The organism is Xanthomonas euvesicatoria pv. euvesicatoria (assembly GCF_020880415.1).
GTDB classification, from domain to species: Bacteria; Pseudomonadota; Gammaproteobacteria; order Xanthomonadales; family Xanthomonadaceae; genus Xanthomonas; species Xanthomonas euvesicatoria.
Genome location: NZ_JAJIUJ010000049.1, coordinates 141814 through 166443, shown reverse-complemented (window position 1 = coordinate 166443; position 24630 = coordinate 141814). Strand labels below are relative to the sequence as shown.

The window sequence follows — 24630 nt, the reverse complement described above, 5'->3', positions numbered from 1 at the left end:
AGGTGTTGGTTGCCGGCTCAGCTGACGCGGAGCACGTTGGCGAGCGGGGAAGTGCCTAGCCCGGTCAGGTTGAGATACAACCCGTCCGAGCCGATCGTGACGCTGTCCACCGGTGCCTGGACATAGGTAGACAACTTGCTTTTGGAGCCGGCGGTGTCGGTCTGGGTGGCAGTCACGCCGTATTTGCCGGCCGCCATGCGATTGCCGTTTGCGTCGGTGCCATCCCAGTCGAAGGACACCTCACCGGCGGCGCTGGCCGGCACGCTGATCTGTTTGACGAAGGTGCCGTTGGCGTCGGTGATTTCGAAATTGACGAAACCGGCCGAAGTCGCGGCCACCACGCCCTTGGCCGAGCCGGTGGCATCGATCGCTACCTGCGCCGAGGGCACCAGCACGTTGTGGCCAACCAGCGCCGCGCCCTTGAGCACCTGGTCGCTGTTCATCGAATCGGAAAAGTTGCTGACCTTGGTATTGAGGTCGCCAATGCCCTGCACGGTGGAAAACTGCGCCAATTGCCCGAGAAACGCGCTGTTTTCCATCGGCTTGAGCGGGTCTTGATGCTGCAGCTGTTCGGTCATCAGTTTGAGGAAGTCGGCTTGGCCGAGTGCCTCCTCCTTCTTGGCGACGGTGCTGCTGGTACTCAGGCCAGGGCTTTTGTAGAGATCGCTGCCGATCGTGCTCATGTGGAGTATTCCGTTGGTAAGGGTCAGCTAGGAAGGGTCAGCGACCCATGGTGAGGGTCGCGAGCGCCAGTTCCTTGGCGGTATTGAGCATTTCCACGCCTGCCTGGTAATTGCGCGAGGCGGAAATCATGTTGACCATCTGCGAGACCGGATCCACGTCGGGCGAGAACACGTAGCCGTCGGCGTCAGCCAGCGGGTGGCCGGGTTCGTAGCGGCGGATCGGCGGCGCATTGGTGGTGGTGATCTCCTTGACGTTCACCGAGGTCAGGCTGGGGTCCTGGCGGCTTTGCTGGGCCTGGAAGATCGGCTCGATCGGCTTGTAGGTCGCCTCGGCCGAGCCTGCGACCGAATCGGCGTTGGCCAGGTTGGAGGCAATGGTGCTCAGGCGCACCGACTGCGCGTGCAGCGCCGAGCCGGCCACATCGAAGATGGGAAGATTGCTCATGACTTATTGGCCCGTGATCGCGGTGAGCATCGAGCGCACCTTGGATTCGAGGAAGCTCAGCGACGCGCGGTATTCCAGCGCGGCGCGGCCGTAGGCGGCGCGTTCGGCATCGGGATCGACGGTATTGCCGTCAAGGCTGGGCTGATCGGCTTCGCGGGTGAACTGGAAAGGGTTGAGCCCGGCGCCGCCGCCCACTTCGTAATGCTTGGCGTCGGTGGTCTGCAGCAGACCGCCATCCTGCTCGCCCTGCGCCGACTTCAGCGCCGCCTCGAAGTTCAGGTCCTTGGCTTTGTACCCGGGCGTGTCCACATTGCTCAGATTGCTGGCAATGAGCTTCATGCGCTGCTCGCGCAGCGTCAACGCGTCGCCATGGACGCCGAGGAACGAAGAGAAGGGGCTGGACACGGTGCTCTCCCGCGAAGTGTTGCCAGGGAGGAAGCAATGTTTGTGCCAATCGAGGTGGTACGGGCTATGGAACGCGGAGAATGATCGGCGCTGCCGACGCACGGCAGCTTGCTGTCCGGAAACGCGATGGCCACGCCATCCGTCGCGGAATTGGCGCGGTCACACTCACAGGCCGGAAGGTTCGACAGTTCCGAGGCGCAGTCTGGCGTCAGCAGATGTGACGTCGGATCGCGTGGACGCGCTTGCCTCACCTTTCTGCGCTGCAGTGCTTTTGCAGCTAGGCAGCACCTTGTGGTTGCCATCGGCTCCGACCCGGCAGCCGCTTGGTCTTGCTCAGGCCGCTTCGGCGACCACTTTCAGGCGGGCCAGCACATAGTCGGCCAGTTCATGGGCGCTGTATTTGGCCACGAAGGCATTGGCGCCCACCTGCTCGACCATTGCGTTGTTGAACACGCCCGACAGGGAGGTGTGCAACAGCACATACAGGCCTTGCAGGCCCGGCGTGCGCCGGATTTCCGTCGTCAGCGTATAGCCGTCCATTGCCGGCATTTCGATGTCGGAGATCACCATGGCATAGCGGTCGGCCGGGTTTTCGCCCGAGGCGGCCACCTGCAGCAGGTGATCCAGCGCCTGGCGGCCATCGGACAGCAGGGTTGCCGAAACACCCAACTGGTCGAGCACGCTGCGGATCTGCTGCCGCGCCACGCGCGAATCGTCCACCACCAGTACCTGGAACTGGCGGTCGTAGGCCACCAGCTGCAGCGAGGGATCCAGCTGCACGTCCTTGCTCACCTTGGCGATATCGGCCAGCACGCTCTCCACGTCGATGACCTGGATCAGCTCGCCCTGGAAACGCGTCACCGCCGTCAAATAAGTGGCTTCGGCACCCAGTTCCGGCGGCGGGTGGATATCCTCCACCGCGATATTGACGATGCGTTCCACTCCGCTGACCAGGAAACCCTGGACCGAGCGGTTAAACTCGGCAACGACCAAATAGCCGGGGCCGTTTTCCGAATGCGAATCGCGTTCCGGGTGGCCGATGGCCAGGCCCAGATCCAGCACCGGCACCGAGCGCCCGCGCACGTCGGCCACGCCGGCGAACTCGGTCGGCAAGCCAGGCACCTGGAACAGTTCCGGCCGGCGCAGCACTTCCTGCACCTTGAAGACGTTGACGCCAAAAAGCTGGCGTCCGCCCAGCCGGAACAGCAGCAGGGCCAGTCGGTTGTGGCCAGCCAGTCGCGTGCGCTGGTCGATGCGGTTGAGCAGATCGTGGGTCATGGGGCAGATATCGACAGCGCCCTCGGGAAACTTGAGGGCTTTATGGTTGGTCGGGGCGCTGTTGGGATTGGGGATTGGGGATTCGCTCAAGCGCCGGGATGAGGTGATTTGGGATTAGGGATTCGCTTAAAGCGTGCATTAGCGAGTTTGTCTGCCGCTGCTGCTTCTGCATCCTTGAGAGCTCGGTATGGTTGTCGAAGAGATCCGGTCGGTGAAGGGGCTTCGGCAGTGGATAAATGAATCACCCGCAAGGCCGCTTTTACGAATCCCCAATCCCGATTCCCCAATCCCGGCAAAAAACAGGCACGCCGCTTGCAACGCCTGTCCCGTCTTCCTCCGGATCTGGTCCCATGCGTCTGCTCCTGCTTGTCATCTTGTTGGCTGCCGCTCCGGCCTGGGCCCAGAGCTATCAGTCCGTCGATTCCATTCGTGCTGCGGCGCTGGCCACCGTCGGCCCGGACGCCGAGGCCGAGGCCACGCTCGATCCGGGTCTGCGCATGCCGGCTTGCCCGATCGCGCTGCAGGCGCAGCCCACCGGCACCAATACGGTGGAAGTGGCGTGCCCACAGCCGGCCGGTTGGCGCCTGTTCGTGCCGCTGAAGGTGCGTCGCAACCAGGACGTGCTGGTCTTGCGCCGCGGCATCAGCGCTGGAGAAACCATCTCGCTGGCCGATATCAGTATCGAGAAGCGTGACGCCGCCCGCATCGTCGGCGCGGTGCTGGCCGACCCGGTCGCTGCGGTGGGCAAGACCGCCCGCCGCGTCCTGCCGGCCGGCTCGCTGCTCTCGGCCAACGATCTGGTGACGCAGCGGCTGGTCCGGCGCGGCGACACCGTGCCGCTGGTCTCGCGCAATGGCGGGCTGGAGGTGCGCATGAGTGGTCGCGCCCTGTCGGACGCCGGCGAAAACGAGCGCGTGTCGGTGGAAAATTCGTCCTCGCGCCGGGTGGTGCAGGGCATCGTTGAAGCGAGCGGAACCGTTGTGGTCTCCAGGTAAAAAATTTCTATAAAGTTTTTTTTCTGGGTGCCGTTATCCCCTACGACCTGTAGAGGAGTTCCTGACATGACCCAGAAAATCGAAGGCAATCTACCGACCGCTGCCACCCTTCGCACCACGGCCACCAGCAGCAAGATCGCTTCGGCCGGCGAAGACCGCGCGTCTCCGGTTGCCGCAACCCCGCCGACCGACAGCGTCAAGTTGACCGGCGAAGCCACCAACCTGCAGAACCTGCAGCGCGAGCTTTCGCAGTCCTCGGCGATCGACACCGGTCGCGTCCAGGCGGTGAAGGATGCATTGCAGAACGGCAGCTATTCCATCAACCCGGACGCCATCGCCAGCCGCATGATGGATCTGAATCAGCAACTGGCGGGTTGATCCCCGACGGAAAGGATGAACGTGAACGAGTTCCTGCAACGTCTCAGCGATGCGCTGGCCGGCGAACGCCAGGCATTACTCGAGAACGACATCGATGGGCTGATGCGACACACGCAGGACAAGCTGTCGGCGCTGCAAGCGCTGGAAGCGGCGATGCCTGCAGGCGAAGAAGAGCGGCTGCGTGAGCTGGCCGAAGCCAACCGCGCCAATGGCGCGCTGCTGGCACGCCGGCGCCGCGAAGTGAACTGGGCGCTGCGTCACTTGGGCCGCACCGAAAGTGCGCCGTCCTACGATGCCAAGGGGCAATCGAGCGTGTTGCGCGGCGGGCGTTCGTTGGCAGTGGCCTGAGGTGCACGCTGTTCTGCAGCACGCCGGGTTGCAGATGGTGCGGCAAGCGTGGGTGAGCAGGCAGGTGCCGTTGGCTCTGCGTCCCATCGCCGGGTAATGCAAGACGACAATACGGAGCGTCAATGGTTCGGCGTATATTGAGGCATCCTCTACGCCGCCTGCTCCCGTGACCGCCAAGTTTTTTCTCAATCAAGCCTTACTGCCTTCCCCGGATATCCTGCGCGCCTTCGGCGACCAGATGATGGAGGGGCTGCTGCTGTTCCGCGCAGACGGCAAGCTGATTCTGGCCAATGCCATCGCACGCCAGAGCCTGTGCAAGGAAGACCCCACCGACGACCGCAATCTGGGCGAGCGCATTTCGCAGGTATTGCCATCGGACGCACTCAATCAGGCGCGTAGCAAGGGCAGCTGGACCGGTAGCCTGCCGGTCGCCGACCGGGTGGTCATCGCGCATCTGTATTACAACGAAGAGTCCGGGCCCGGGCATTTTCTGGCGCTGTTCCACAACATCGAAGGCCAGCAGGATTACGAGCGCGAGCTGCAACAGCGCCATGCCGAATTACGCCAGGCCTATCTGCGCCTGAACGGTGCGCAGGACAAATTGCTGCAATCGGAAAAGATGGCCTCCATCGGCCAGCTGGCCGCAGGCGTGGCGCACGAAATCAACAATCCGATCGGTTATGTGCACTCCAATCTGGGCAGCCTGCAGGAATATCTACGCAGCTTGTTCACTCTGATCGAAGCCTACGAGCGCGCGCTGCAGGCGCCGGATCCCAAGGCGCTGATTCCGGAAATCGACGAAATCCGCAACCGCGCCGACATCGACTTCATCAGCCGCGATCTGCCGCAATTGATGGCCGAATCGCGCGAAGGCATCGAGCGGGTGACCCGCATCGTGCGCGATCTCAAGGACTTCTCGTACTCGGACCGGTCCGAGTCGTGGAAGATGGTCGACCTGCATGCGGGTCTGGAATCCACCATCAACATCATCTGGAACGAGCTCAAGTACAAGGTCACGCTGGAGCGCAACTACGCCGAGTTGCCGCTGGTGGAGTGCCTGCCATCCGAGCTCAACCAGGTCTACATGAACATGCTGCTCAACGCCGGCCAGGCCATCGTCGAGCGCGGCACGATCACCGTGACCACCGGTCGCGACGAAGCAGAAAACGTCTGGATCCAGTTCCAGGACAGCGGTGCCGGCATCGCCCCGGATCTGCTGCAGCGCATCTTCGACCCATTCTTCACCACCAAGCCGGTCGGCAGCGGCACCGGCCTGGGCCTGTCGATTTCCTACGGCATCATCAACAAGCACCACGGCCGCATCGACGTGGAAAGCACGCCAGGGCAGGGTGCCAGTTTCAGGATCACGCTACCGATCCGGCAGCCGCGCTGACGCGCTGGGAGTGGGGAATCGGGAATCGGGAATCGGGAATCGGTGAGGCAGCTTTTCGCTCGCTTGATCTGGTTGCGTGTCTGAGCAGCAACAAGACGCAGAGGTCTGCTCTACCGATTCCCCAATCCCAATTCCCTATTCCCGGCCATTACGCAACTCATCATGCGTGCGGAATGCCTGGCGAATGTGCTCGCGCAGCTCGTCGTCGTTCCAGGGCTTGGTCAGGAAACGGTAGATCGCGCCGCGGTTGATGGCCTCGGTGACGGTGGCCAGGTCGGTGTAGCCGGAGAGCACCAGACGCACCGTGTCCGGGTAGAGCATCTTGACCCGGCCCAGGAACTCGGTGCCGCTCATGTCGCTCATGCGCTGGTCCGACAGGATCACCTGCACATCGTTGGTGGCGAGCAGGTCGAAGGCGTCGCGCACGTTGCCGGCTGCCAGGATGCGGTAACCGTCGCGGCGGAACAGCCGCACCAGCGAACGCAGCACGTTTTCTTCGTCGTCCAGCAGCAAGAGCGTGCGGTCGGGGCGGCTTTCGGCAAATGATTCCGGGCGCAGGTAGCGGCGACGCAGTGCCATGCCGGCCGACTCGGCCGACATCGGCTCGCCGAACAGGTAGCCCTGGAAGATGTCGCAATCGTTGCGGCGCAAAAAGCCCAGCTGCGCCTGCGATTCGACGCCGTTGGCAATCACCGTCATGCCGAGCTGGTGGCCCATGGCGATGATGGCACGCGCAATCGCCGCCTCGCGGCTGCCGGCCGGTGCGCTCTTGATGAAGCTGCGGTCGATCTTGAGCCGGTCCACCGGGTAGCGCACCAACGCGCTCAGGCTGGAATCGCCGGTGCCGAAGTTGTCCAGGCTCAGGCTGATGCCTTCGTTGCGCAGATTGGCCATCGTCTCGTGGACGAAATTGACGTTGTTGGTCAGCGCGCTTTCGTTGATCTCCAGCGTGACGAACTGCGCCGGCACACCGGCGGTCTGCAGCATCGCCATCACTTCGTTGAAGAAGCCCGGGCGCAGCAGCTGCAGCGTGGAAACATTCACTGCAATGCTGAAATCGTCGAAACCCTGGTCGCGCCACAGCCGCGCCTGGCGCACTGCGTTCTGCAATACCCATTCGCCGATCTGCACGATCACGCCCAGGCGCTCGGCGGTACGCATGAAGCGTTCCGGCACCAGCATGCCCAGGGTGGGCGATTGCCAGCGCAGCAGCGCTTCCATGCCCACGATGCGGCCGTCGCGCGCACTCACCAGCGGCTGGTAGCGCAGGCGCAATTCGCCGTGCGGAATCGCATCGACGATCTGCCGCGCAATGATGCTTTCGCTGTGCGCGTTGGTGGCCGAGTTGCGCGTGTACAGCCGCACTGTGTTGCCGCCTTCGCGCGCGGCCTGGTAGCTGGCTTCTTCGGCGTAATCCAGCAGCGTGGACAATGAGGTGGAATGTTCCGGACACAGGCTGATGCCGACCTTGCCGGTCATGAACAAGGTATACGGCAGCACCGACAGCGGCAGTTCCAGTTGCTGGCGGATTTCCTCGGCAAAATCTTCCGGCAGGGGCGTGTCGTCGCGGCGCACCGCTACAACCACCATTTCATCGCTGCCGTGGCGCCACAGCTTGCCGCGCGTGCCGAGAAATTCCTGCAGCCTGCGCGCTGCCAGCGTCAGCGCCTGGTCGCCGACCTCGCCACTCATGTTCTCGTTGATCGAGGCAAAGTGATCGATATCGACGTGGAAGATCATCAGCGGCGGGCCGCCGGACGCGGCCGCATCCACCAGGTGCAGCAATTCGGGGTTGCCCGCGCCAAGCCGGGTGGGCTTGACGATTTCCAGTCCGGGCGGGATTACGGGACTCCACATGACTCAACGTCCACCATCGTCGTGGACGGACTCGCCGACCGGGTGATAGGGCAGGCGCAACGTCACGCGCGTGCCTGCTCCGGGGGCTGATTCTATCGCGAGCGTGCCGCCGACGGTTTGCGCACGCTCACGCATCACGATCAGCCCCAGCCCACGCGGACCCTCCGGCTCGAACCCATCGCCGTCGTCGCTGACTTCCAGGCGGAAACTGTCGCCATCGATCGAATGCAGACGCAGGTGCACTTCGCCGGCGCAGGCGTGCCGCAACGCATTGGTCAGGCTTTCCTGCGCGATCCGGAAGCAGGCCTGTTCGATCTCGTTGCCCGGCCGTTCCTCGAGTGCCTGAATATCGAGCTCCAGCCGAACCTGCGAGGCGCGGAACAGCATCGATGCCTGCCAACGCAGCGCTGCCTCCAGGCCCAGGGCATCGAGTTGTGGCGGGCGCAACAGCATCGACAGATTGCGCAGCTTGGTCACCGTGGTGTCGGCCAGCGACACGACTTCCAGCAAGTCCTCGCGGCGCGCGTCCGCGTCCGGCTCATCCAGGGCTGCGTGCGCAGACAACTTCATCGCAGTGATCGCTTGCCCGATGTCGTCATGCAGGTCGCGCGAGATGGCACGCCGCTCATCTTCCTGCAACGAAAACAGACGTTTGGCCATCGCCTGCAGTTCGGCATTGCTCTCGGCCAGGGCATCGCGCATGCGCTCGGGTTCGCTCAGATCGCGCACCACCAGCAACTTGCAGCTGCGTCCGCCGTAGCGGATGTCGCCGGCCGACAGACCTGCGTAGAAGGTGCTGCCGTCGCGACGACGCATCGCGCGTGCGCTGGAGACCGGCTCATTGCGATCGCTGCCTGCGCGCAGGTATTCGCGCACCACCGGCAGGTCGTTGTCGCCCACCAGGGTCTGCAGTGGTTCGCCCAGGATGGTTTCGCCCTGGAAGCCGAACTGGGCCGAGCCGGCCGCGTTGGCATACATCACATGCTCGTCGGCGAGAATCAGCACACCGTCGGGCAGCACGCGCACCAACTCGCGAAACTGCTCCTCGCGTTCGCGCAGCAGCCGGCGCGATTGCTCGCGTTCGCTCACGTCCTGCAAGGTGCCGTGCACATGGCGCACGCCGCTGGGGCTGGTCACGCTTTCGGCGCGCAGATGCACCGTGCGCGGTTGCGAATCGCCACCGGTCAGCGGCAGCAGCACATCGATCTGCACCTCGCCACCGGTACACATGTCTTCGATCATGCGTTCGATGCGCACCTGGGTCGCGCTGTCGGAGGCGGTCAGCAATTCTTCCAGCCGATGCTCACGACGGTGCATCGGCACGCTGCGCCCCAGCAGGCGGTAGACCGCTGGCGAATAGCGCCCCAGGCCAGTGGTGCGATCCAGTTGCCAGGAGCCCAGCCGCGCGATGCTCTGCGCCTCTTCCAGGCGTTCGAGCGCCTCGTCGCGCAGATCCTGCGCCCGGCGCTCTTCGCTGCGGTCTACGGTGACGACCAGGCGGGCAGGACCGCTGGCCAGATGCAGCTGGTTGCTGCGCACCTCGACATGCCGCGGGCCGCTGCGCGTCATCAGGTCCTCGTTCAACACGCAGGTGGCATCCCCCTTGCCACGGATCTGCGCAATGATCTCTTCCAGCCGCTCGCCATCGGCATTGGGCCAGATCGCCTGCAGCGTCTGCTGCAGGAACTCGTCGCGCTCCCAGCCGAAGAATTCCAGCGCCGCCGGATTGGCGTCGAGGATGCGCATGGTGGCCAGGTCGTAAATGAAGGCCGGGCTGGGCAATGCCAGGAACTTGGCTTGCAGCAACGCCTCGGACTGCGCCAGCTGGGCGTACTCGTCCACGATCAAGCCGGTAAAGCGGCGCAGCACCAGGTGGATGACGATGCTGGACAGCACCAGAAAGCTCGCATCCGACCAGCGCTCCGGCATGGCGGCGCCGGCCAGGTTGAGCAGCCGGTTGCCCAGCAGCAGCCAGATCACGCCAACCAGCAGGTACAGGCCGGTCAGTGTCCACAAGCCTTGCTGCAGGCGCTCGGCCAGACGGAGGCAGGAGACGGGGGCAGACGAAAATGCGGGCGCGGCGACGGGCTGTTGCATGGATCCGCGGACGACCTTGAGTGCTGGCGATGCGGCCATCTTAGCCGTAACTCGGGCCGGTTCGGTCCAGCTCGCAACAGGTGGCTCAACTATTGGCCGGCACGGCCGTTATCCATTGCGACTCCGAGGCCGGGGTCGATTCTTCGGAGTGTTCCAGAGTGGACTCAGGCGTCATTGCAAGCATGCTGCAGCACCCGCTGACCTCGGCGGTGGTGTTGTTGGATGCGCATGGCCAGCCTCTGGCGGCCAACCGCGTTGCGCAATCCCTCGGATTGCCGGCAACCCTCGGCGCATACGCCGATGTGTTGGAAAGCAGCCGTGCCCAATTGGCCGAAAGCGGGGGCATGGCGCCCTGCGTATTGCCAGGCACCGGCGGCGGGCGGCTGGAGGGCTGGCTGCGTGCGGTCTGCGACGAGCACGGCCAGATCATGGCATTCACCCTGAGCATTCCCGAGCCCAAGGGTGCCGATGGCACCAGTCGCTGGGAGATAGGCCTGGACAGCGCCGATCATGGCTTGTGGGATTGGGATATTCCGGCCGATGTGGTGTATCGCTCCGAGCGCTGGACGCGCATGCTCGGCTATTCCGAGCAGCCGCTGCCGAACAATCTCACTGCCTTGTCCGGGCTGATTCATCCGGAAGACCATGCGCATGTCAGCGCGGCGGTGCAGGCGCATCTGGAAGGCCGCACCGATACCTACGTGGCCGAATTTCGGCTACGCCAGCACGACGGCCAGTGGCGCTGGATCCTGGATCGCGGCCGCGTGGTATCGCGCACCGCCGACGGACGTCCGTTGCGCATGGTCGGCACGCATACCGACGTGCACCATCACAAATTGCTCGAGCAGCAGCTGCGCGATCAGCAGGCGCAGCTCGAAGAAGCCCAGCGCATTGCCAGCATGGGAAGCTGGAGCTGGGATTCGCATCACGATGCGCTGTGGGTGTCGCAGGATTTCCTGCAACAACTCGGCATGACCCAGGTTCGTCTGCAAGGCATCCGCGACATCCTGCGCCTGCTGGCTGGGCCTTCGGTTGCGCAACTGCGCAGCGCCTGGCGCAAGATCAAGCACGAAGGCATGCCGGTGCACTTCGAGATGGAAATCAACGGCCTGCTCGGTGCCAACCCGCATCATCTGCGCGTGTGGGCACAGCCGGTGTTCGATGGCGACGGCAGCATGGTGCGCGTGCTTGGCCAGCTGCAGAACGTCACCGAACAACGCCAGACCGACGCGCTGATCCGTTGGCGCACCGAGCTGCTCAATCGCGTGTCCGCGTTGGGCAAGATCGGCGGCTGCGAGATCGAGGTCGACACCCGGCGCATGCAATGGACCGAGGAGTGCTATCGCATTCACGGCCTGCGCAAGGAAAACATCACCCTGGAGCAGGCGCTGTCGCTGTATACGCAGGATTCGCGCGACGCTTTCGAGGCGGCGCTGCTGCGTATCTCCGATGGCGGCCTGCCCGAGCAGCTGGAGCTGTGTTTCTATCGCAACTCCGGCCAGCGTGTCTGGGTGCAGGTGCTGATCGAACTGGATCGTCGTGAGGGCTTGCCGCCGCGGTTTGTCGCCTTGTTCCGCGATATCACCCGCGAGCGCGAAGCCAACGAGCGCATCGAGCTGCTTGCCCATTACGACCGTCTGACCGGTTTGCCGAACCGCTTCTTGTTGCGCGAGCAGGCAGAAAACGCCATTCGCGAAGCGAGCGAGCGCGGCCAGACGTTGGCAATGCTGTTGATCGATCTGGATGGCTTCAAAAGCATCAACGATTCGTTCGGCCACGCCACCGGCGACAACCTGCTCAAGCTGGCCTCGTCGCGCCTGCATCAACATCTGCGTAATAGCGACCTGTTCGGCCGCTTCAGCGACGACGAATTCATCGTGCTGCTGCGCGATATGTCCGAGCCCGAAGATGCCGGCCACGTGGCGCGCAAATTGATTGCTGCGCTGGGCGAGCCGCTGCGCAAGGAGCACGTCACCCTCAAGCTCGGCGCCAGCATTGGCATCGCGCTGCAGGGCGAAGGGCTGTCGGATTTCGACAGCCTGTTGCGTGCCGCCGACGCGGCGATGTATGCAGCCAAGGAGTCCGGGCGCAATACCTACCATTACTACAGCCAGGACGTGCTGCTGCGCGCGCAGCGCCGCCTGGAGCTGGAGCATGCGCTGCAAGGCGCGCTCGAGCGCGAAGAATTCACGCTGGTCTACCAGCCGCTGGTCAACACCGTGGACGATGCATCGCCGGCGATCGAAGCGCTGATGCGCTGGAATCGCCCTGGCCATGGACCCTGCAGCCCGGTCGAATTCATCCCGATTGCCGAAGAATGTGGCGAAATCGTGCGTCTGGGCGAGTGGGTCATCGGCGAAGCGTGTCGTCAGGCCGTTGTCTGGGATCGGGCCGGGCTGCATTTCAGCCGCGTTGCGGTGAATGTGTCTGCGGTGCAATTGCGCGAACGCGGCTTTGCCGAGCGCGTGCTGGAAATCTGCCGCGACAATGGCTGGCCGCCTTCGCGCCTGGAGCTGGAGCTGACCGAATCTGCCTTGATTCGCGATTCGGACTCGCTGCGCCGCTGCTTCGAATTGTTCGAACAGAACGGCGTGCTGCTGGCGGTGGACGACTTCGGCACCGGCTTCTCGAACCTGCATTACCTCAACCGGTTCCCGGTACAGCGTCTGAAGATCGACCGAAGCTTCGTGCAGGGCATGCTCGACGACGCCAACACGGCCGAAGTCACCCAGGCCATCGTCCATCTGGGGCATGCCCTGGGCATGCAGGTGGTCGCAGAAGGCGTGGAAACCGTGCAGGAAGATGCACTGCTGCGCCAGCAGGGCTGCGACGAAATCCAGGGTTACTTCTACTCACGCCCGCTATCGCCGCGCGACATGGCGCAGTGGTTGCGCGAAGCCGACGCCGGCATGCGGTTGGGCGCACGGCTGGTGATTGCCAACTGACCCAGTGCGTTGCGTGGGTTTGAGCCGCGGCGCATCCGCCCTACAGGTGTCGGTGTATATTGCCCAACGGGTCGAAGACATCAGACATGGCGAGCCATATCGGCGTTCTCACGCCGCTGATCACTTGTCAGGTCGGGTACGCAGGGCCTCACCAGTCACAGGGCAGGCCATGAGGGCGTCCCACACATACTTCGCGGCGGCATCAACGACGCTCAAGCTGACGTAAGCGACAGGGCCACAACCACGTCCTGGCGTCGAAGGCGGCGCGATGCCTTGCCGCTCGCGGGACACGCTGCTGGTCCATCTAGTGAAGTTCGATGGCGACCTCCATGCCGCGCCAACGCTCCCGCACTCGGCGAGGACATCGCACCCGAGCGTTGGCAGGTCGATAAGTGAAAAGCAGGGGGCGATGCACTGCGCACATCGCGCAGCGACCATCTCCACGGTCGCTGCGCACCCGCCATCGCAGGACCTCGAACGGCATGGCTGCCGCGTAAGCTCTTACAGGCTGCAATGCATCTGTCCTGCGATGAGGCGCGCGCAAGGACCCGCAGCCACGCTACACATCAGCGTCGGTGCAACTGGCGGGTCCACTTCCACTGCTGAAGTGGTTTGGGTTGCTCAGCCGGCAAAGACGCACTTCGAGTGTGTGCCGCAACAGGGGCGCGAGAGAGTTGCGACGCCGCGTAGCAGACGCGCAATTCCCTCGCGCAGGCTCGTTCCGATCGCGCGGTAGCGATCAAAGGCGCACGTTCAGTCATAAGAATCGCCGCAGACGGGCGGGCAGAGCTCACCTGACGCTGCAGGTGAGCGGTGTCGCGTGCGTGGGCACTGCTTGTCGGCAGAAGCGCCTTGGCGGCAAGGCGGGGCGCAAAGGCCTCAATCTCGGGCAGTGGAAACAACCAGCGGGGCGCCTGCCGAGGCATGCCCCGCTGTGCGGCGCTGGGCTTACCGCGCCGATCCGCTGACCGCGGCACCATCCAGACCGAGATCCCAGGCCACGGTTGCAAACAGCAGTTCTTCTTCGCTGCATGCACGGCGCGGGTTGATCAGGGCCAGCAGCTCCGCGCGTGCGCTGTGTTCCAGCCGTTCCAGCGCGGCCGGCATGCGGACGCGCCGCAATGCAGGCCTGGCCGCATCGCTTTGGGCGATGCGCTCGGCTTGTGCGGCTGCCAATGCAGCGGCCTGCAGTGCGGCGGTAGGGGCATCGATGGTCGGGGCAACAAGCGTCATGGGCGGAACACCAGGTCGTAACGGAACGACAAATCCCCGGAAGGCCGGGGAATGTCGGAATCAGCAGCTGCGTGGCGGCATCGGTCTTAGAACAACTCGACCGTGCCGGCACCCATGCCTTGCTGCGCCACCGGCTTGTGCGGCGGGCGCTCCCACTCCACGCGCATGTCGCGCAGGCGGTTGGACACCTTGGCCAGCGCGGCGACCAGATCGCTGTCGTATACGCCGCCATTGCGATGCAGCAGTTCCTGCAGCGCCACCGCTTCGCGGTTGATCGCGGTCAGGCGATCCAGGTGGGTGTGGATACCGCTCAGCGTCTGCGTGGCGATGTCCTCGAACTGCAGGGCACGCACCGCTTCGGCCACGCTGCCATCGATCGAGCGTGCGCATTCGGAGATCTCGCGCATGCCATCGCCCAACGAGGCGTTGATCTGGGCGACGTTCTCCAGCATGGCGGCCGATTCATGGCGCGCCTCGCGGGAGCGGTCCATGTGGCGCGAGGCCAGCTGCGAGACCGTTTCACGCACCTTGGCGATCGATTCCTTGGAGCTGTGTGCCAGCTTGCGGATCTGCTCGTTGAAGGTGGTGGAACGCTCGGACAGGTTGCGCACCTCGTCGGCAACCACGGCGAAGCCGCGACCGGCTTCACCGGCACGCGCTGCTTCGATGGCGGCGTTCAAGGCCAGCAGGTTGGTCTGGTCGGCAATCGACTTGACGTCTTCCAGCAGCGCGAAGATGCCATCCAGATGCTGCGCCATCTCGTCGATGTGATGGACGGTATTGGTACTTTGGCCGCTCACCTGTTCCAGCGCTTCCACCAACTGCTCCATGCGGGAGCTGGCGTGCTGGGCGAAGCGGGCGACGTCGACGCCGGCGCTGCCATCGTCACCGGCACGGTCGACGATGCGGGCCAGTGCCTGGCTTTGCTGACGCGATTTGCGATTCATCGCTTCGAAGCTGCCACCCAGGCCGGACACGGCCTGGCGGATCAGTTCGCGGGCACGCTCGACTTCCGAGCGCGAACCGTCGACTTCGTTGCTGACGAACGTGCGCAGTTCGTTGAGCAGTTGGTCCTGCTCGCGCAGGATGCGGGCCTGGTCCGGATTAGGCCGGAACTGGGAATACGTCACCCAGGCAGCGAAACCCAACCAACTGAGGGTCATGGTCGCCAGGATCGCCCAGCGCACCGAAGCGGGCCAGTCGAATCCGACAGCGAAGGGGAACAGCAAGGTCAGAGCCAAAGGAGCGGCTAGACGGATGAGTGGACGTGAATACATGGGCGTTCTCGGCAGAGTCACGGTTGCTGTATCGGCACTGCCCCCGTTGTCTTTAGCGACGATCGCCACATCGCCTGGCCCATTCAACCGCCGTTGGCGCGCGTCAGCGGCCGCTAGCGTGCAGATGCAGGCGGCTTTTTCGCGCCATTTAGCGCAACGCGCGGTCCACCGCTTCGATCATCGCGCGCTTGGCGAACAAAAAATCCCACAGGTTGCCGCCCATCTGCCGCCACAGCACCGCCGAGCGCACTGCTGCCAGCAACAGCGCGCGGATCTCCGCGACCACGCCGGCCTGGCCCAGGTAGTGCGGGTTGCCCTGGACCATGACCTTGGGCCGCAAGTGGCTGATGGTCTGTGCGTACAGCCCGCCGAGCGAGCTCAATACGTCGGGGTGGCTGCTGTCGCCCAGCTGCTGGGCCTGGCGCGCTGCCGCGTCGATTCCGCTGGCGACAGTGGCGACGGTGCTGGTATCGCGTACGAACCGGCGCTCCAGCTGCAGCACGGCCAGCGCCAGACGCGGCAGCACTTCGTCCTGGCCCTGGTTGCGGAAGTAGTTGTGCAGCAGGCGCAGGCCAGGCGCCAGCGCCGCTGCCGAGCCGTACACGGCCTCTGGCGAGGCGGCGTCCACCCGGAACACGCTGTCCATGGCGGTACGCACCGTCGCCGCTTCCGAATGCCCGGTCTCGGCGATCCGCCGCACCTGTTGCAGGGCCTGAGCGACGCCGGCAAGCGCCAGCACACGGTGATCCATGGAAACACTCATCAAGCCACTACCTCAGAGGAAAAAGAAGATCCCGCCAACTGGCGTTCCAGCGGTGCGTCGGTGGCGGCGATGACCGCGCCGCCCAGGCACTCCTCGCCGTCGTACAGCACCAGCGACTGCCCCGGCGTCACCGCCCGTTGCGGCCGTTCGAAGCGCACCTGCACGCTGCCATCGTCCTGCACATCCACCGTGCAGGGCTCGTCGGGCTGACGGTAGCGCGTCTGCGCAGTGCAGGTGAACCGGCGTGCCGGCGGCGCCCCGGTCACCCAGTGGGCTTGTTCGGACTGCAGCCAGCGCGATTGCAGCAGCGGGCTGTCGCGGTCCTGGTCCACATACAGCACATTGTTCGCCACATCCTTGCCGACCACATACCACGGCGCGGCCGCCCGTCCGCGCACGCCGCCGATGTTCAGCCCTTCGCGCTGGCCCAGGGTGAAATAGAACACCCCCGGATGCTCGGCGATGCGCTGCCCCTGCGGGTCGCGGATCTCGCCGGCGCGCGCGGGCAGGTAGCGGCCCAGAAACTCGCGGAAATCGCGTTCGCCGATGAAGCAGATGCCGGTGGAATCCTTCTTGGCATGGGTCGGCAAGCCGGCATCCTGGGCAATCCGGCGCAACGTGCTTTTTTCCAGGTCGCCGATCGGGAACAGGGTGGCGGCCAACTGCGCCTGCCCCAACTGATGCAGGAAATAACTCTGGTCCTTGCCGCGGTCGGCGCCACGTAGCAGCCGCCACCGCCCGCCGCGATGCGCCACCTGCGCGTAATGGCCGGTGGCGATGCGCTCGGCCCCCAGCGCCTGTGCTGCATCCAGAAAATGCTTGAACTTCACTTCGCGGTTGCACAACACGTCCGGGTTGGGCGTGCGTCCGGCCGCATATTCGGCCAGGAAATGCGCGAACACGCCGTTCCAGTATTCGCCGGAGAAATCGCGAAAATGAAACGGGATGCCCAGCACGCCGCACACCGCCACGGCATCGCGGCGGTCGTCTTCGGCGCGACAATCGCCGCTGCCGTCGTCGGCCCAGTTCTGCATGAACAGCCCCGCGATCGGCTCGCCTTGCTGCGCCAGCTTCCACGCCGCCACCGACGAATCCACGCCGCCGGACACACCCAATACAATCCGTGGCGTACTCATGCGACGTGCCGCACCAGGGAGAGCGGATAGCGCTGCCCGGCCAGGTAGTCGGCAACCACCTCCCACACCAGTGGGCTGCGCAGGCGCTCGGTGGAGGCGCGCAGTTCGTCCGGGGTCATCCACAGCGCGCGCACCACGCCGGTGTCGAGGCTGCGTTCGGAGTGATGGGCTAGCGCATCGGCAACGAATGCAAAGCGCAAAAAGCACTGTCCGTTGGGGGCAACCCATTGGTAGGTACCGATGAACTGGGTCAGGCGCACGTCCCAGCCAGTCTCCTCGAGGGTTTCGCGCACGGCCGCATCCAGCAGGCTTTCGTTCGGCTCCAGATGCCCGGCAGGCTGGTTCAACAGCAGGCGGCCGCCGATGGCTTCTTCCACCTGCAAAAAGCGTCCATCGCGCACCACGACGGTGGCCACGGTCACATCGGGATGCCAGCGTTGCTCTGGCGTACTCATCGAATCTGCTCCAACGCGGTCGACCACCTGTGCGCCGCTTGCGCGGCGGGGCCGGCATCGCGGTGCCACCCCGGCACGGCTGCGCCGTCGTGTGCGGTGCGCATCGGGGCATCTGCGGTCGACGACGGCGCCAGCAGCTGCGCGGTCATGGGATCGGTCATCAAGGGCCAGCCAGGGAATTGGAGACAAATTGTGCGGGGCGCAGCGTAAATCGTCCAATGCGTGCGAGGTTGAACCGTATAATGGCCGGATGCCTCGGAATACCTCACACGAACACGAACACGACCACGGCCTGATGGTCGAAGCCAGCAAGCCCGAAGTGGCGCCACCGCCGCGCTACCAGGTGCTGTTGCTGAACGACGACTACACCCCGATGGACTTCGTGGTGACCGTCCTGGAACAGTTTTTCAACCTGAATCTGGAGCAGGCCACCCAGATCATGTTGCACGTCCACACCCGCGGACGCGGCGTGTGCGGGGTCTACAGCCGAGAGGTTGCGGAGTCGAAAGTGGCCCAGGTCAACGAGTTTTCGCGCATGAACCAGCACCCGCTGCTGTGCACGATGGAACAGGCCTGAGGCGCCCGGCAGGTCATTCCAGCAGCGCAACAGTGTGGCTGCGATCACGTGCTAACGCTGTCTGAACATGCCTATCCGATAGGGTTGTGGAAAATCCCAACAAAAGCCGCATATTGTTGGCAACAGCCGTTCGGAGTTACCAATGTTCAGCAAAGACCTAGAGCAAACCATCGGCCAGTGCTACAAGCGAGCACGCGAGGCGCGTCATGAGTTCATGACCGTCGAGCACCTGCTGCTCTCGCTGCTGGACAACCCTTCCGCCCAGGCCGTGCTCAAGGCCTGTGGGGCAGACCAGGTGCGCCTGCACAATGACCTGGAACAGGCGATCGAGGCCTCGGTCTCGCGCCTGGCCGAGGACGACGGGCGCGACACGCAGCCCACCCTGGGATTCCAGCGGGTGTTGCAGCGCGCGGTCTACCACGTGCAATCCTCGGGCAAGAAGGAAGTCACCGGCGCCAACGTGCTGGTCGCGATCTTCGGCGAGAAGGACTCGCATGCGGTGTACTTCCTGAACCAACAGGACATCACCCGTCTCGATATCGTCAATTATCTCTCGCACGGCATCGCCAAGCTGGGCGAGGACGGCGAGCAGCCGTCCGCGCCGGATGGCGAGTCCAAGAGCGAAGGCGGCGAGGGCGAAGCCAAGGGCGACGCCCTGGCCGAGTTCGCCACCAATCTCAACGATCAGGCACGCAACGGCAAGATCGACCCGCTGGTCGGCCGTAGCGACGAGATCGAGCGCACCATCCAGGTCCTGTGCCGCCGGCGCAAGAACAACCCGCTGTACGTGGGCGAGGCCGGCGTCGGCAAGACCGCGATCGCCGAGGGCTTGGCCAAGCGTATCGTCGACAACGACGTGCCGGAAGTGCTCGCCGATGCGGTGATCTACTCGCTGGATCTGGGCGCCCTGGTGGCCGGCACCAAGTACCGCGGCGATTTCGAAAAGCGTCTCAAGGGCGTGCTGGCTGCGTTGAAGAAGGTGCCGAACGCGGTGCTGTTCATCGACGAAATCCACACGATCATCGGTGCCGGCTCGGCTTCGGGGGGCACCATGGACGCCTCCAATCTGATCAAGCCGGCGCTGTCGTCGGGCGAGCTGCGCTGCATCGGCTCGACCACGTTCCAGGAATATCGCGGCATTTTCGAGAAGGACCGTGCGCTGGCGCGTCGGTTCCAGAAGATCGATATCGTCGAGCCGACCGTGGGCGAGACCTTCGAAATCCTGCAGGGCCTCAAGCCCAAGTACGAGGCGCATCACGGCGTGACCTACGCCGATGACGCGCTACAGGCCGCCGTCGACCTGTCGGTGAAGCATATCGGCGACCGTTTGCTGCCGGACAAGGCGATCGACGTGATCGACGAGGCTGGTGCGCGTCAGCGTCTGCTGCCGGAAGGCAAGCGCAAGGAACTGATCGATATCGAAGAGATCGAGACCATCGTCGCCAAGATGGCGCGCATTCCGGCCAAGCAGGTCAGCGCGACCGACAAGGACGTGCTGCAGCACCTGGAGCGCAACCTGAAGATGGTGATCTTCGGGCAGAACCCGGCGATCGAGACGCTGGCCGGTTCGATCAAGCTGGCGCGCTCGGGCCTGGCCAATCCGGAAAAGCCGATCGGCAACTTCCTGTTCGCCGGCCCTACCGGTGTCGGCAAGACCGAGGTCACCAAGCAGCTCGCGCTGCAGCTGGGGATCGAGCTGGTGCGTTTCGACATGTCCGAGTACATGGAAGCGCACTCGATCAGCCGTCTCATCGGCGCGCCCCCGGGCTACGTCGGTTTCGATCAGGGCGGCTTGTTGACCGAAAAGATCGTCAAGACACCGCACTGCGTGCTGCTGCTGGACGAAGTGGAGAAAGCGCATCCGGACATCTTCAACATCCTGTTGCAGGTCATGGACCGCGGCATTCTGACCGACACCAACGGGCGCGAGGCCAACTTCAAGAACGTGATTTTGGTGATGACGACCAATGCCGGCGCCACGCAGGCATCGCGTCGGTCGATCGGTTTTACCAAGCAGGATCATTCCACCGATGCGATGGAGTCGATCCGTCGCGGTTTCACGCCCGAATTCCGCAACCGTCTGGATGCGATCGTGCAGTTCCAGCCCCTGGCGTTCGACCACATCCTGCGGGTGGTGGACAAGTTCATCATCGAACTGGAAATGCTGTTGCAGGAAAAGCACGTCTCCCTGTCGGCCACCCCGACCGCGCGCGACTGGCTGGCCCAGCATGGCTTCGATCCGCTGATGGGTGCGCGGCCGATGTCGCGGGTGATCCAGGAGAAGATCAAGCGCCCGCTCGCCGACGAACTGCTGTTCGGCAAGCTGGTGGACGGTGGCCGGGTCAGCATCGACGTCAAGGATGGCGAACTGGTGGTCGAGGCGCATCCGGAACCCGAACGCCTGTTGCCCGCGACGGTGGATTGATCGTTGTAAGGTTGTTTGGCAGTCAAGGAAAAGCCGCTCGAAAGAGCGGCTTTTTTACGTCTTCAGCGCGCATCGCGATCACGCACCCTGACGATGGCACGCTTGGCGGGGATGGCTGCTGGGTGATGCGTTTCTACGCTGCCGGCAAGTCTTGCCCAGCCGCCGGTGCGGAGCAGGGCAGTGCGTTTCGGTGACTGCCTTGCACTGCGCGCTCGAATTGCGGGCACGACAAAAAGCGGCCAATGGCCGCCTCGCGTCTCGGTACCAAAACCGCTTACTTCATGCGGTAGGTAATACGACCCTTGGTCAGGTCGTAGGGAGTCATCTCAACTTTGACCCGGTCGCCGGTCAGGATGCGGATGTAGTTCTTGCGCATACGTCCGGAGATGTGGGCGATGATTTCATGCCCGTTCTCCAGCTTGACCCGGAACGTGGTGTTGGGAAGCGTCTCGCTGACGCTGCCTTCGAATTCAATGGAGTCGTCTTTCGACATGTAATCCTGTGCAGTCACGGCTGGCCCGGCAGGGCCGTAAGGGACGGCATTTTACGCGCCATCTCCCCGCGGTGCAAATTTTATGTTAAGCGGGTCTCACACAGCCCGCTGGCGGCGTGTTCGCCGTAACGCGCAGACCAACTACCCGGCGGTTCCGTCAGGGCAACCTGGCGTTGCACCTGGTGCAAAAAGTCAGCGCGCGGCAAGCGTTCGGCGCCCAGGCTCAGCAGGTGCGGATTTTCCACCTGCGCATCGATCAGTGGCCACCCTCGGCCATGCAGATTGGCGGCCAAGGCGGCTAGTGCCACCTTGGAGCCGCCGCTTTCCCCGCTGAACATGCTTTCGCCAAAAAACATCCGGCCGATCGCGACGCCGTAGATCCCGCCAACCAGGCGCGCGCCGTCGAACACCTCGATCGAATGCGCGTGGCCGAGACGGTGCAAGGCGATATAGGCCTGCTGCATTTCCGCGGTGATCCAGGTGCCGTCCTGGCCAGGGCGCGGACTCGCAGCACAGGCGTCGATCACCTGTTCGAAGGCGGTATCGGCGCGAACCGTCCAGGTGCTTGCGCGAAGCTGGCGCTTGAAGCGAGAGGACAGGCGCACGCCGTCAGTGCGAAAGACCATGCGCGGATCCGGGCTCCACCACAGGATCGGTTGGCCCTCCGAATACCACGGGAAAATGCCGTGCGCGTACGCGTTGAGCAGGCGCTGGGGCGACAGATCTCCGCCAACGGCAAGCAGTCCGTCGGGATCGGTCAGGGCGGCCTCGGCAGGCGGGAATGGGGCCGAGGCGGAAGTGCCCAACACGGTGGGACGACGAAAGGGCGTCATCACGCCGGCCACCGGCCGGATCGCCACGGCGCGCCACGCAGGCATGGAAATGGAGCGGCAAAGGGCATGGGCAGGTGCCTGGTTCGGTTCCGGCGATGGTACAGGTGCGCCTGCGGAGCACCCAGCTGGCTCAAGCCCGTCGCTGCCGGTCCCAGCTGGCGTAGTGCTCGTGCAAGGTCTGCTCGACCGGACGGTAGTCCACGCCCAATTCCTGGCGCGAGCGCCGGTTGTCCAGGCCGAAGCGGATGCCGAGATGATTGCGAATGTACTTGGGGCTCAGCCCGAAGAAGGGGCCGAGTAGCCGCAACGCCAAACCGGGAATCTGCAGACGCGGCAACAGGTAAGGGCGGCGGTGGACCTTGCGCAGGAACCGCGCGATTTCCAGGAACGAGATCATCTGTGCCGAGGCGACGATGTAGCGGCCGTGCGCGCTGGGCCGCTTGGCCGCGGCGATGTGTGCGTTGGCAACTTCACGCACGTCCACCGTGGCAAAGCTCAGGTCCGGCACGCCATAGAAGAACAGGCCGCGCATCAGTTCGTCGAGCAGGAACAGGCTGCCCGAATCCGAGCCTGCGGCCGGGGACGGACCGAGCACCAGGCCGGGATTGATGCAGACCAGGTCCCAGCGCTGCTGCGCACGGTACATGGCCCACGCCTCCTGCTCGGCGACCACCTTGGAGTAGTGGTAGGGATTGTGATCGAGGCTGCTGGTGGTGTTGAAGAAGGCTTCTGACAGCGTTTGCCCGGGCATGTCCAGCACGTCGCGGTAGTCGCCGAAGATCGCGCCGATGGTGGACGTGAGCACCACCCGCTCGACGCTGGAAGTCGCGTTCACCGTGGTCAGCACGTTCCTGACGCCTTGCAGCGCGGGTTCCAGCAGTTGGGTGCGGCCGTTCTTGATCTTTTCCGGCATCAGGAACGGCGAGGCGACGTGATGCACCACAGAGCAGCCCTGCATCGCACCGACGAAGGAGCCGGGTACCAGCAGGTCTGCTTCGAACAACCGCAATTGGTCCGGGTGGTCCGCCTGCAGCTGCCGTAAAGGCCGCAGCTTGGGCGAATCGTGCAGGCTGCGCACGGTGGCGTGCACGGTGTCGCCCGCTTCCAGCAACTGCTTCACCAGCCGGCAGGCGACATAGCCACTACCGCCGGTGACCAACACCGTTTGCTTCATGGGCCGATTCCGGTGCGGGCGACATGCCCGAATCAATAGTCAACGCTAGCATATTCTGCGGTAGCGTCCGCAAGTTCGGAATGATCGGGTACCAGGCACGGCAAATGCGCGGCTTGCGCAAGGGCTACGATGAGGACTGATGAACGGGTCTCGCGCGACGGCGCAGAGGCCTGCCACGTCGGCCTGCCACGTCAGGCGGTGCCTGGATTTGTGCGGCGGCGGTGCGATGTATCGACCCGGGATGGGTGGAGAAGCCGCCGCAGGGCGATCACGCTTGGCGGAACGGCGAATGGCGCAGCAGGGCGGCGGCGTGCTGCTCGACCTCGGCCCGCTCTTGCGCGCACCAGTCCGCCAGCGGCTCGCGAAAGCCCGGATCGGCAATCCAGTGGCGGCTGCGCACCAGCGTCGGCAGAAAGCCGCGCGCGATCTTGTGCTGGCCTTGTGCGCCAGGTTCGAAGCGGGTCAGGCCTTCGCGCAGGCAATATTCGATGCCCTGGTAGTAGCAGGTCTCGAAATGCAGGCCGGGCAGGGCTTCACCGCCCCAGTAGCGGCCGTACAAAGTGTGCTGCCCGCGCAGGCAGAGTGCACCGGCGATGGGTTGCCCATCGAGGTCGGCCAGGAACATCACCAGCTGGCGCGGCATGGCCGTGGCCAGGTGCTGCAGGAACTGCGGCGTCAGCGCGGGCGAGTTGCCGTACTCGTTGAAGGTCTTGAGATAAAAGCCGTACATCGCGGCCAGCTCCGCATCGCTGGCCTCATCACCGTGCACCACGCGCAGTTGCACGCCGGCGCGCTGCACCTTGGCGCGTTCCTGGCGAATGTTCTTGCGGTGCTTGTGATCCATCGCCGACAGGAACGTCTCGAAGTCGCCCCAGCCGCTGGCGTTGTGCCAGTGGTACTGCAGGTCGTTGCGTTCCAGCCAGTCGGCATCGAAGGCGGCGTCTTCACCAGCGGGGTAAAAGTTCACATGCGCCGACGACAGTCCGCTGCGCTCCACCAGCTCGCGCATCGCCTTCAGCAGGTGGCCGCGCCACGTGGGCGCACCGAGCAGGCGCGGGCCGGTGACGGGCGAGTAGGGCACCCCACACAGCCATTTGGGGAAGTAGTCCTGGCCATAGCGCGCGTACGCATGCGCCCAGGCATGGTCGAAGACGAACTCGCCGTGCGAGTTGTTCTTGAGGTAGCCGGGAGCCGCGGCGACCAGAGTGTCACCCTCCCACAAGGTCAGGTGCAGCGGGTTCCATCCCCAATCCGGGCGCAGGCAACCCTCACGTTCAAGGCCTTGCAGAAATGCGTAGCTGATAAAGGGATGCGTGCCATCGTGCAGCGCATCCCAGGCGCCGGCCGGCAACTCGTCCAGCTGGCGACACCAGCGTGCGGTTATGCCCATGCGGGCAGCCCCTTGGCGATGCTGGCCGCGTGGCGCGGCCGGCAATCAGG

22 protein-coding genes are annotated in these 24630 nt (G+C 64.4%); 7 read left to right on the top strand and 15 right to left on the bottom strand.

The features are described 5' to 3' along the window. Positions 1-17 precede the first annotated feature (17 nt). The 4 genes from LN450_RS09145 to LN450_RS09130 form a co-directional block, all read right to left on the bottom strand. Positions 18-683, bottom strand: a complete 666-nt coding sequence (locus LN450_RS09145; protein WP_011347291.1) for a flagellar hook assembly protein FlgD — start codon at positions 681-683, stop codon at positions 18-20. A 37-nt stretch (positions 684-720) separates the two neighbouring features. Next, positions 721-1128 carry a flagellar basal body rod protein FlgC gene (gene flgC / locus LN450_RS09140; RefSeq protein WP_005914451.1) on the bottom strand — a complete coding sequence of 136 codons (408 nt, stop codon included), beginning with the start codon at positions 1126-1128 and terminating at the stop codon, positions 721-723. Positions 1129-1131: 3 nt separating this feature from the next. Then, positions 1132-1533 (bottom strand): flagellar basal body rod protein FlgB, encoded by a 402-nt coding sequence (gene flgB / locus LN450_RS09135; protein WP_003482950.1) that lies wholly within the window; start codon positions 1531-1533, stop codon positions 1132-1134. Positions 1534-1866: 333 nt separating this feature from the next. Continuing rightward, positions 1867-2811, bottom strand: coding sequence for a chemotaxis protein CheV (locus LN450_RS09130; RefSeq protein WP_003482947.1), 945 nt, complete (start codon positions 2809-2811; stop codon positions 1867-1869). A gap of 350 nt (positions 2812-3161) precedes the next feature. Here LN450_RS09130 and flgA point away from each other — a divergent pair, with 350 nt between their 5' ends. The 4 genes from flgA to LN450_RS09110 all read left to right on the top strand — a co-directional run bounded on the left by flgA (position 3162) and on the right by LN450_RS09110 (position 5925). Further along, positions 3162-3806: a flagellar basal body P-ring formation chaperone FlgA gene (gene flgA / locus LN450_RS09125; RefSeq protein WP_008575794.1), complete on the top strand. Its 645-nt coding sequence runs from the start codon at positions 3162-3164 to the stop codon at positions 3804-3806. A 66-nt stretch (positions 3807-3872) separates the two neighbouring features. Next, a complete protein-coding gene (gene flgM, locus LN450_RS09120; RefSeq protein WP_003482943.1) occupies positions 3873-4184 on the top strand; it encodes a flagellar biosynthesis anti-sigma factor FlgM in 312 nt (103 codons plus the stop codon). A gap of 15 nt (positions 4185-4199) precedes the next feature. After that, positions 4200-4532, top strand: a complete 333-nt coding sequence (locus tag LN450_RS09115) for a flagella protein (RefSeq protein ID WP_003482942.1) — start codon at positions 4200-4202, stop codon at positions 4530-4532. A 166-nt stretch (positions 4533-4698) separates the two neighbouring features. Continuing rightward, positions 4699-5925, top strand: coding sequence for an ATP-binding protein (locus LN450_RS09110; RefSeq protein WP_008575791.1), 1227 nt, complete (start codon positions 4699-4701; stop codon positions 5923-5925). Between the two features lie 135 nt (positions 5926-6060). Here the strand turns inward: LN450_RS09110 and LN450_RS09105 are convergent, their stop codons facing one another. Then, a complete protein-coding gene (locus LN450_RS09105) occupies positions 6061-7782 on the bottom strand; it encodes an EAL domain-containing protein (RefSeq protein WP_008575790.1) in 1722 nt (573 codons plus the stop codon). A gap of 3 nt (positions 7783-7785) precedes the next feature. Then, positions 7786-9918, bottom strand: a complete 2133-nt coding sequence (locus tag LN450_RS09100) for a sensor histidine kinase (RefSeq protein ID WP_008575789.1) — start codon at positions 9916-9918, stop codon at positions 7786-7788. Positions 9919-10037: 119 nt separating this feature from the next. Here LN450_RS09100 and LN450_RS09095 point away from each other — a divergent pair, with 119 nt between their 5' ends. Next, positions 10038-12824: a sensor domain-containing protein gene (locus LN450_RS09095; protein ID WP_011347293.1), complete on the top strand. Its 2787-nt coding sequence runs from the start codon at positions 10038-10040 to the stop codon at positions 12822-12824. Between the two features lie 948 nt (positions 12825-13772). On the opposite strand, the gene LN450_RS09090 is transcribed toward LN450_RS09095, so the two are convergent. From LN450_RS09090 to LN450_RS09070, 5 genes are all read right to left on the bottom strand, one after another. Beyond that, positions 13773-14057 (bottom strand): hypothetical protein, encoded by a 285-nt coding sequence (locus LN450_RS09090; protein WP_011347295.1) that lies wholly within the window; start codon positions 14055-14057, stop codon positions 13773-13775. 86 nt (positions 14058-14143) lie between these two features. Next, positions 14144-15421, bottom strand: coding sequence for a methyl-accepting chemotaxis protein (locus LN450_RS09085; protein ID WP_014090132.1), 1278 nt, complete (start codon positions 15419-15421; stop codon positions 14144-14146). Positions 15422-15482: 61 nt separating this feature from the next. Next, positions 15483-16097: a high frequency lysogenization protein HflD gene (gene hflD, locus LN450_RS09080; RefSeq protein ID WP_011347296.1), complete on the bottom strand. Its 615-nt coding sequence runs from the start codon at positions 16095-16097 to the stop codon at positions 15483-15485. Next, positions 16097-17233 (bottom strand): tRNA 2-thiouridine(34) synthase MnmA, encoded by a 1137-nt coding sequence (gene mnmA, locus LN450_RS09075; protein ID WP_011347297.1) that lies wholly within the window; start codon positions 17231-17233, stop codon positions 16097-16099. The genes hflD and mnmA overlap by 1 nt, the downstream gene beginning before the upstream one ends. Beyond that, positions 17230-17688: an NUDIX hydrolase gene (locus LN450_RS09070; protein WP_008575782.1), complete on the bottom strand. Its 459-nt coding sequence runs from the start codon at positions 17686-17688 to the stop codon at positions 17230-17232. Before LN450_RS09070 ends, mnmA begins: the two co-directional genes overlap by 4 nt. A 250-nt stretch (positions 17689-17938) precedes the next feature. Between LN450_RS09070 and clpS the strand changes: the two genes are divergently transcribed. Together clpS and clpA are read left to right on the top strand one after the other, a co-directional pair. Beyond that, entirely contained in the window at positions 17939-18265 is a 327-nt protein-coding gene (clpS, locus tag LN450_RS09065) for an ATP-dependent Clp protease adapter ClpS (RefSeq protein ID WP_039417147.1), read from the top strand. A 142-nt stretch (positions 18266-18407) separates the two neighbouring features. Further along, positions 18408-20690 carry an ATP-dependent Clp protease ATP-binding subunit ClpA gene (gene clpA, locus LN450_RS09060; protein ID WP_008575777.1) on the top strand — a complete coding sequence of 761 codons (2283 nt, stop codon included), beginning with the start codon at positions 18408-18410 and terminating at the stop codon, positions 20688-20690. Between the two features lie 274 nt (positions 20691-20964). Here clpA and infA read toward each other — a convergent pair whose 3' ends face one another. The 4 genes from infA to LN450_RS09040 form a co-directional block, all read right to left on the bottom strand. Beyond that, entirely contained in the window at positions 20965-21183 is a 219-nt protein-coding gene (gene infA / locus LN450_RS09055) for a translation initiation factor IF-1 (protein ID WP_002813418.1), read from the bottom strand. Positions 21184-21263: 80 nt separating this feature from the next. Continuing rightward, positions 21264-22016: a leucyl/phenylalanyl-tRNA--protein transferase gene (gene aat, locus LN450_RS09050; RefSeq protein ID WP_011347300.1), complete on the bottom strand. Its 753-nt coding sequence runs from the start codon at positions 22014-22016 to the stop codon at positions 21264-21266. A 130-nt stretch (positions 22017-22146) separates the two neighbouring features. Further along, entirely contained in the window at positions 22147-23190 is a 1044-nt protein-coding gene (locus tag LN450_RS09045; protein ID WP_011347301.1) for an NAD-dependent epimerase/dehydratase family protein, read from the bottom strand. 268 nt (positions 23191-23458) lie between these two features. Then, positions 23459-24580 (bottom strand): GNAT family N-acetyltransferase, encoded by a 1122-nt coding sequence (locus LN450_RS09040; RefSeq protein WP_011347302.1) that lies wholly within the window; start codon positions 24578-24580, stop codon positions 23459-23461. Positions 24581-24630 lie beyond the last annotated feature (50 nt).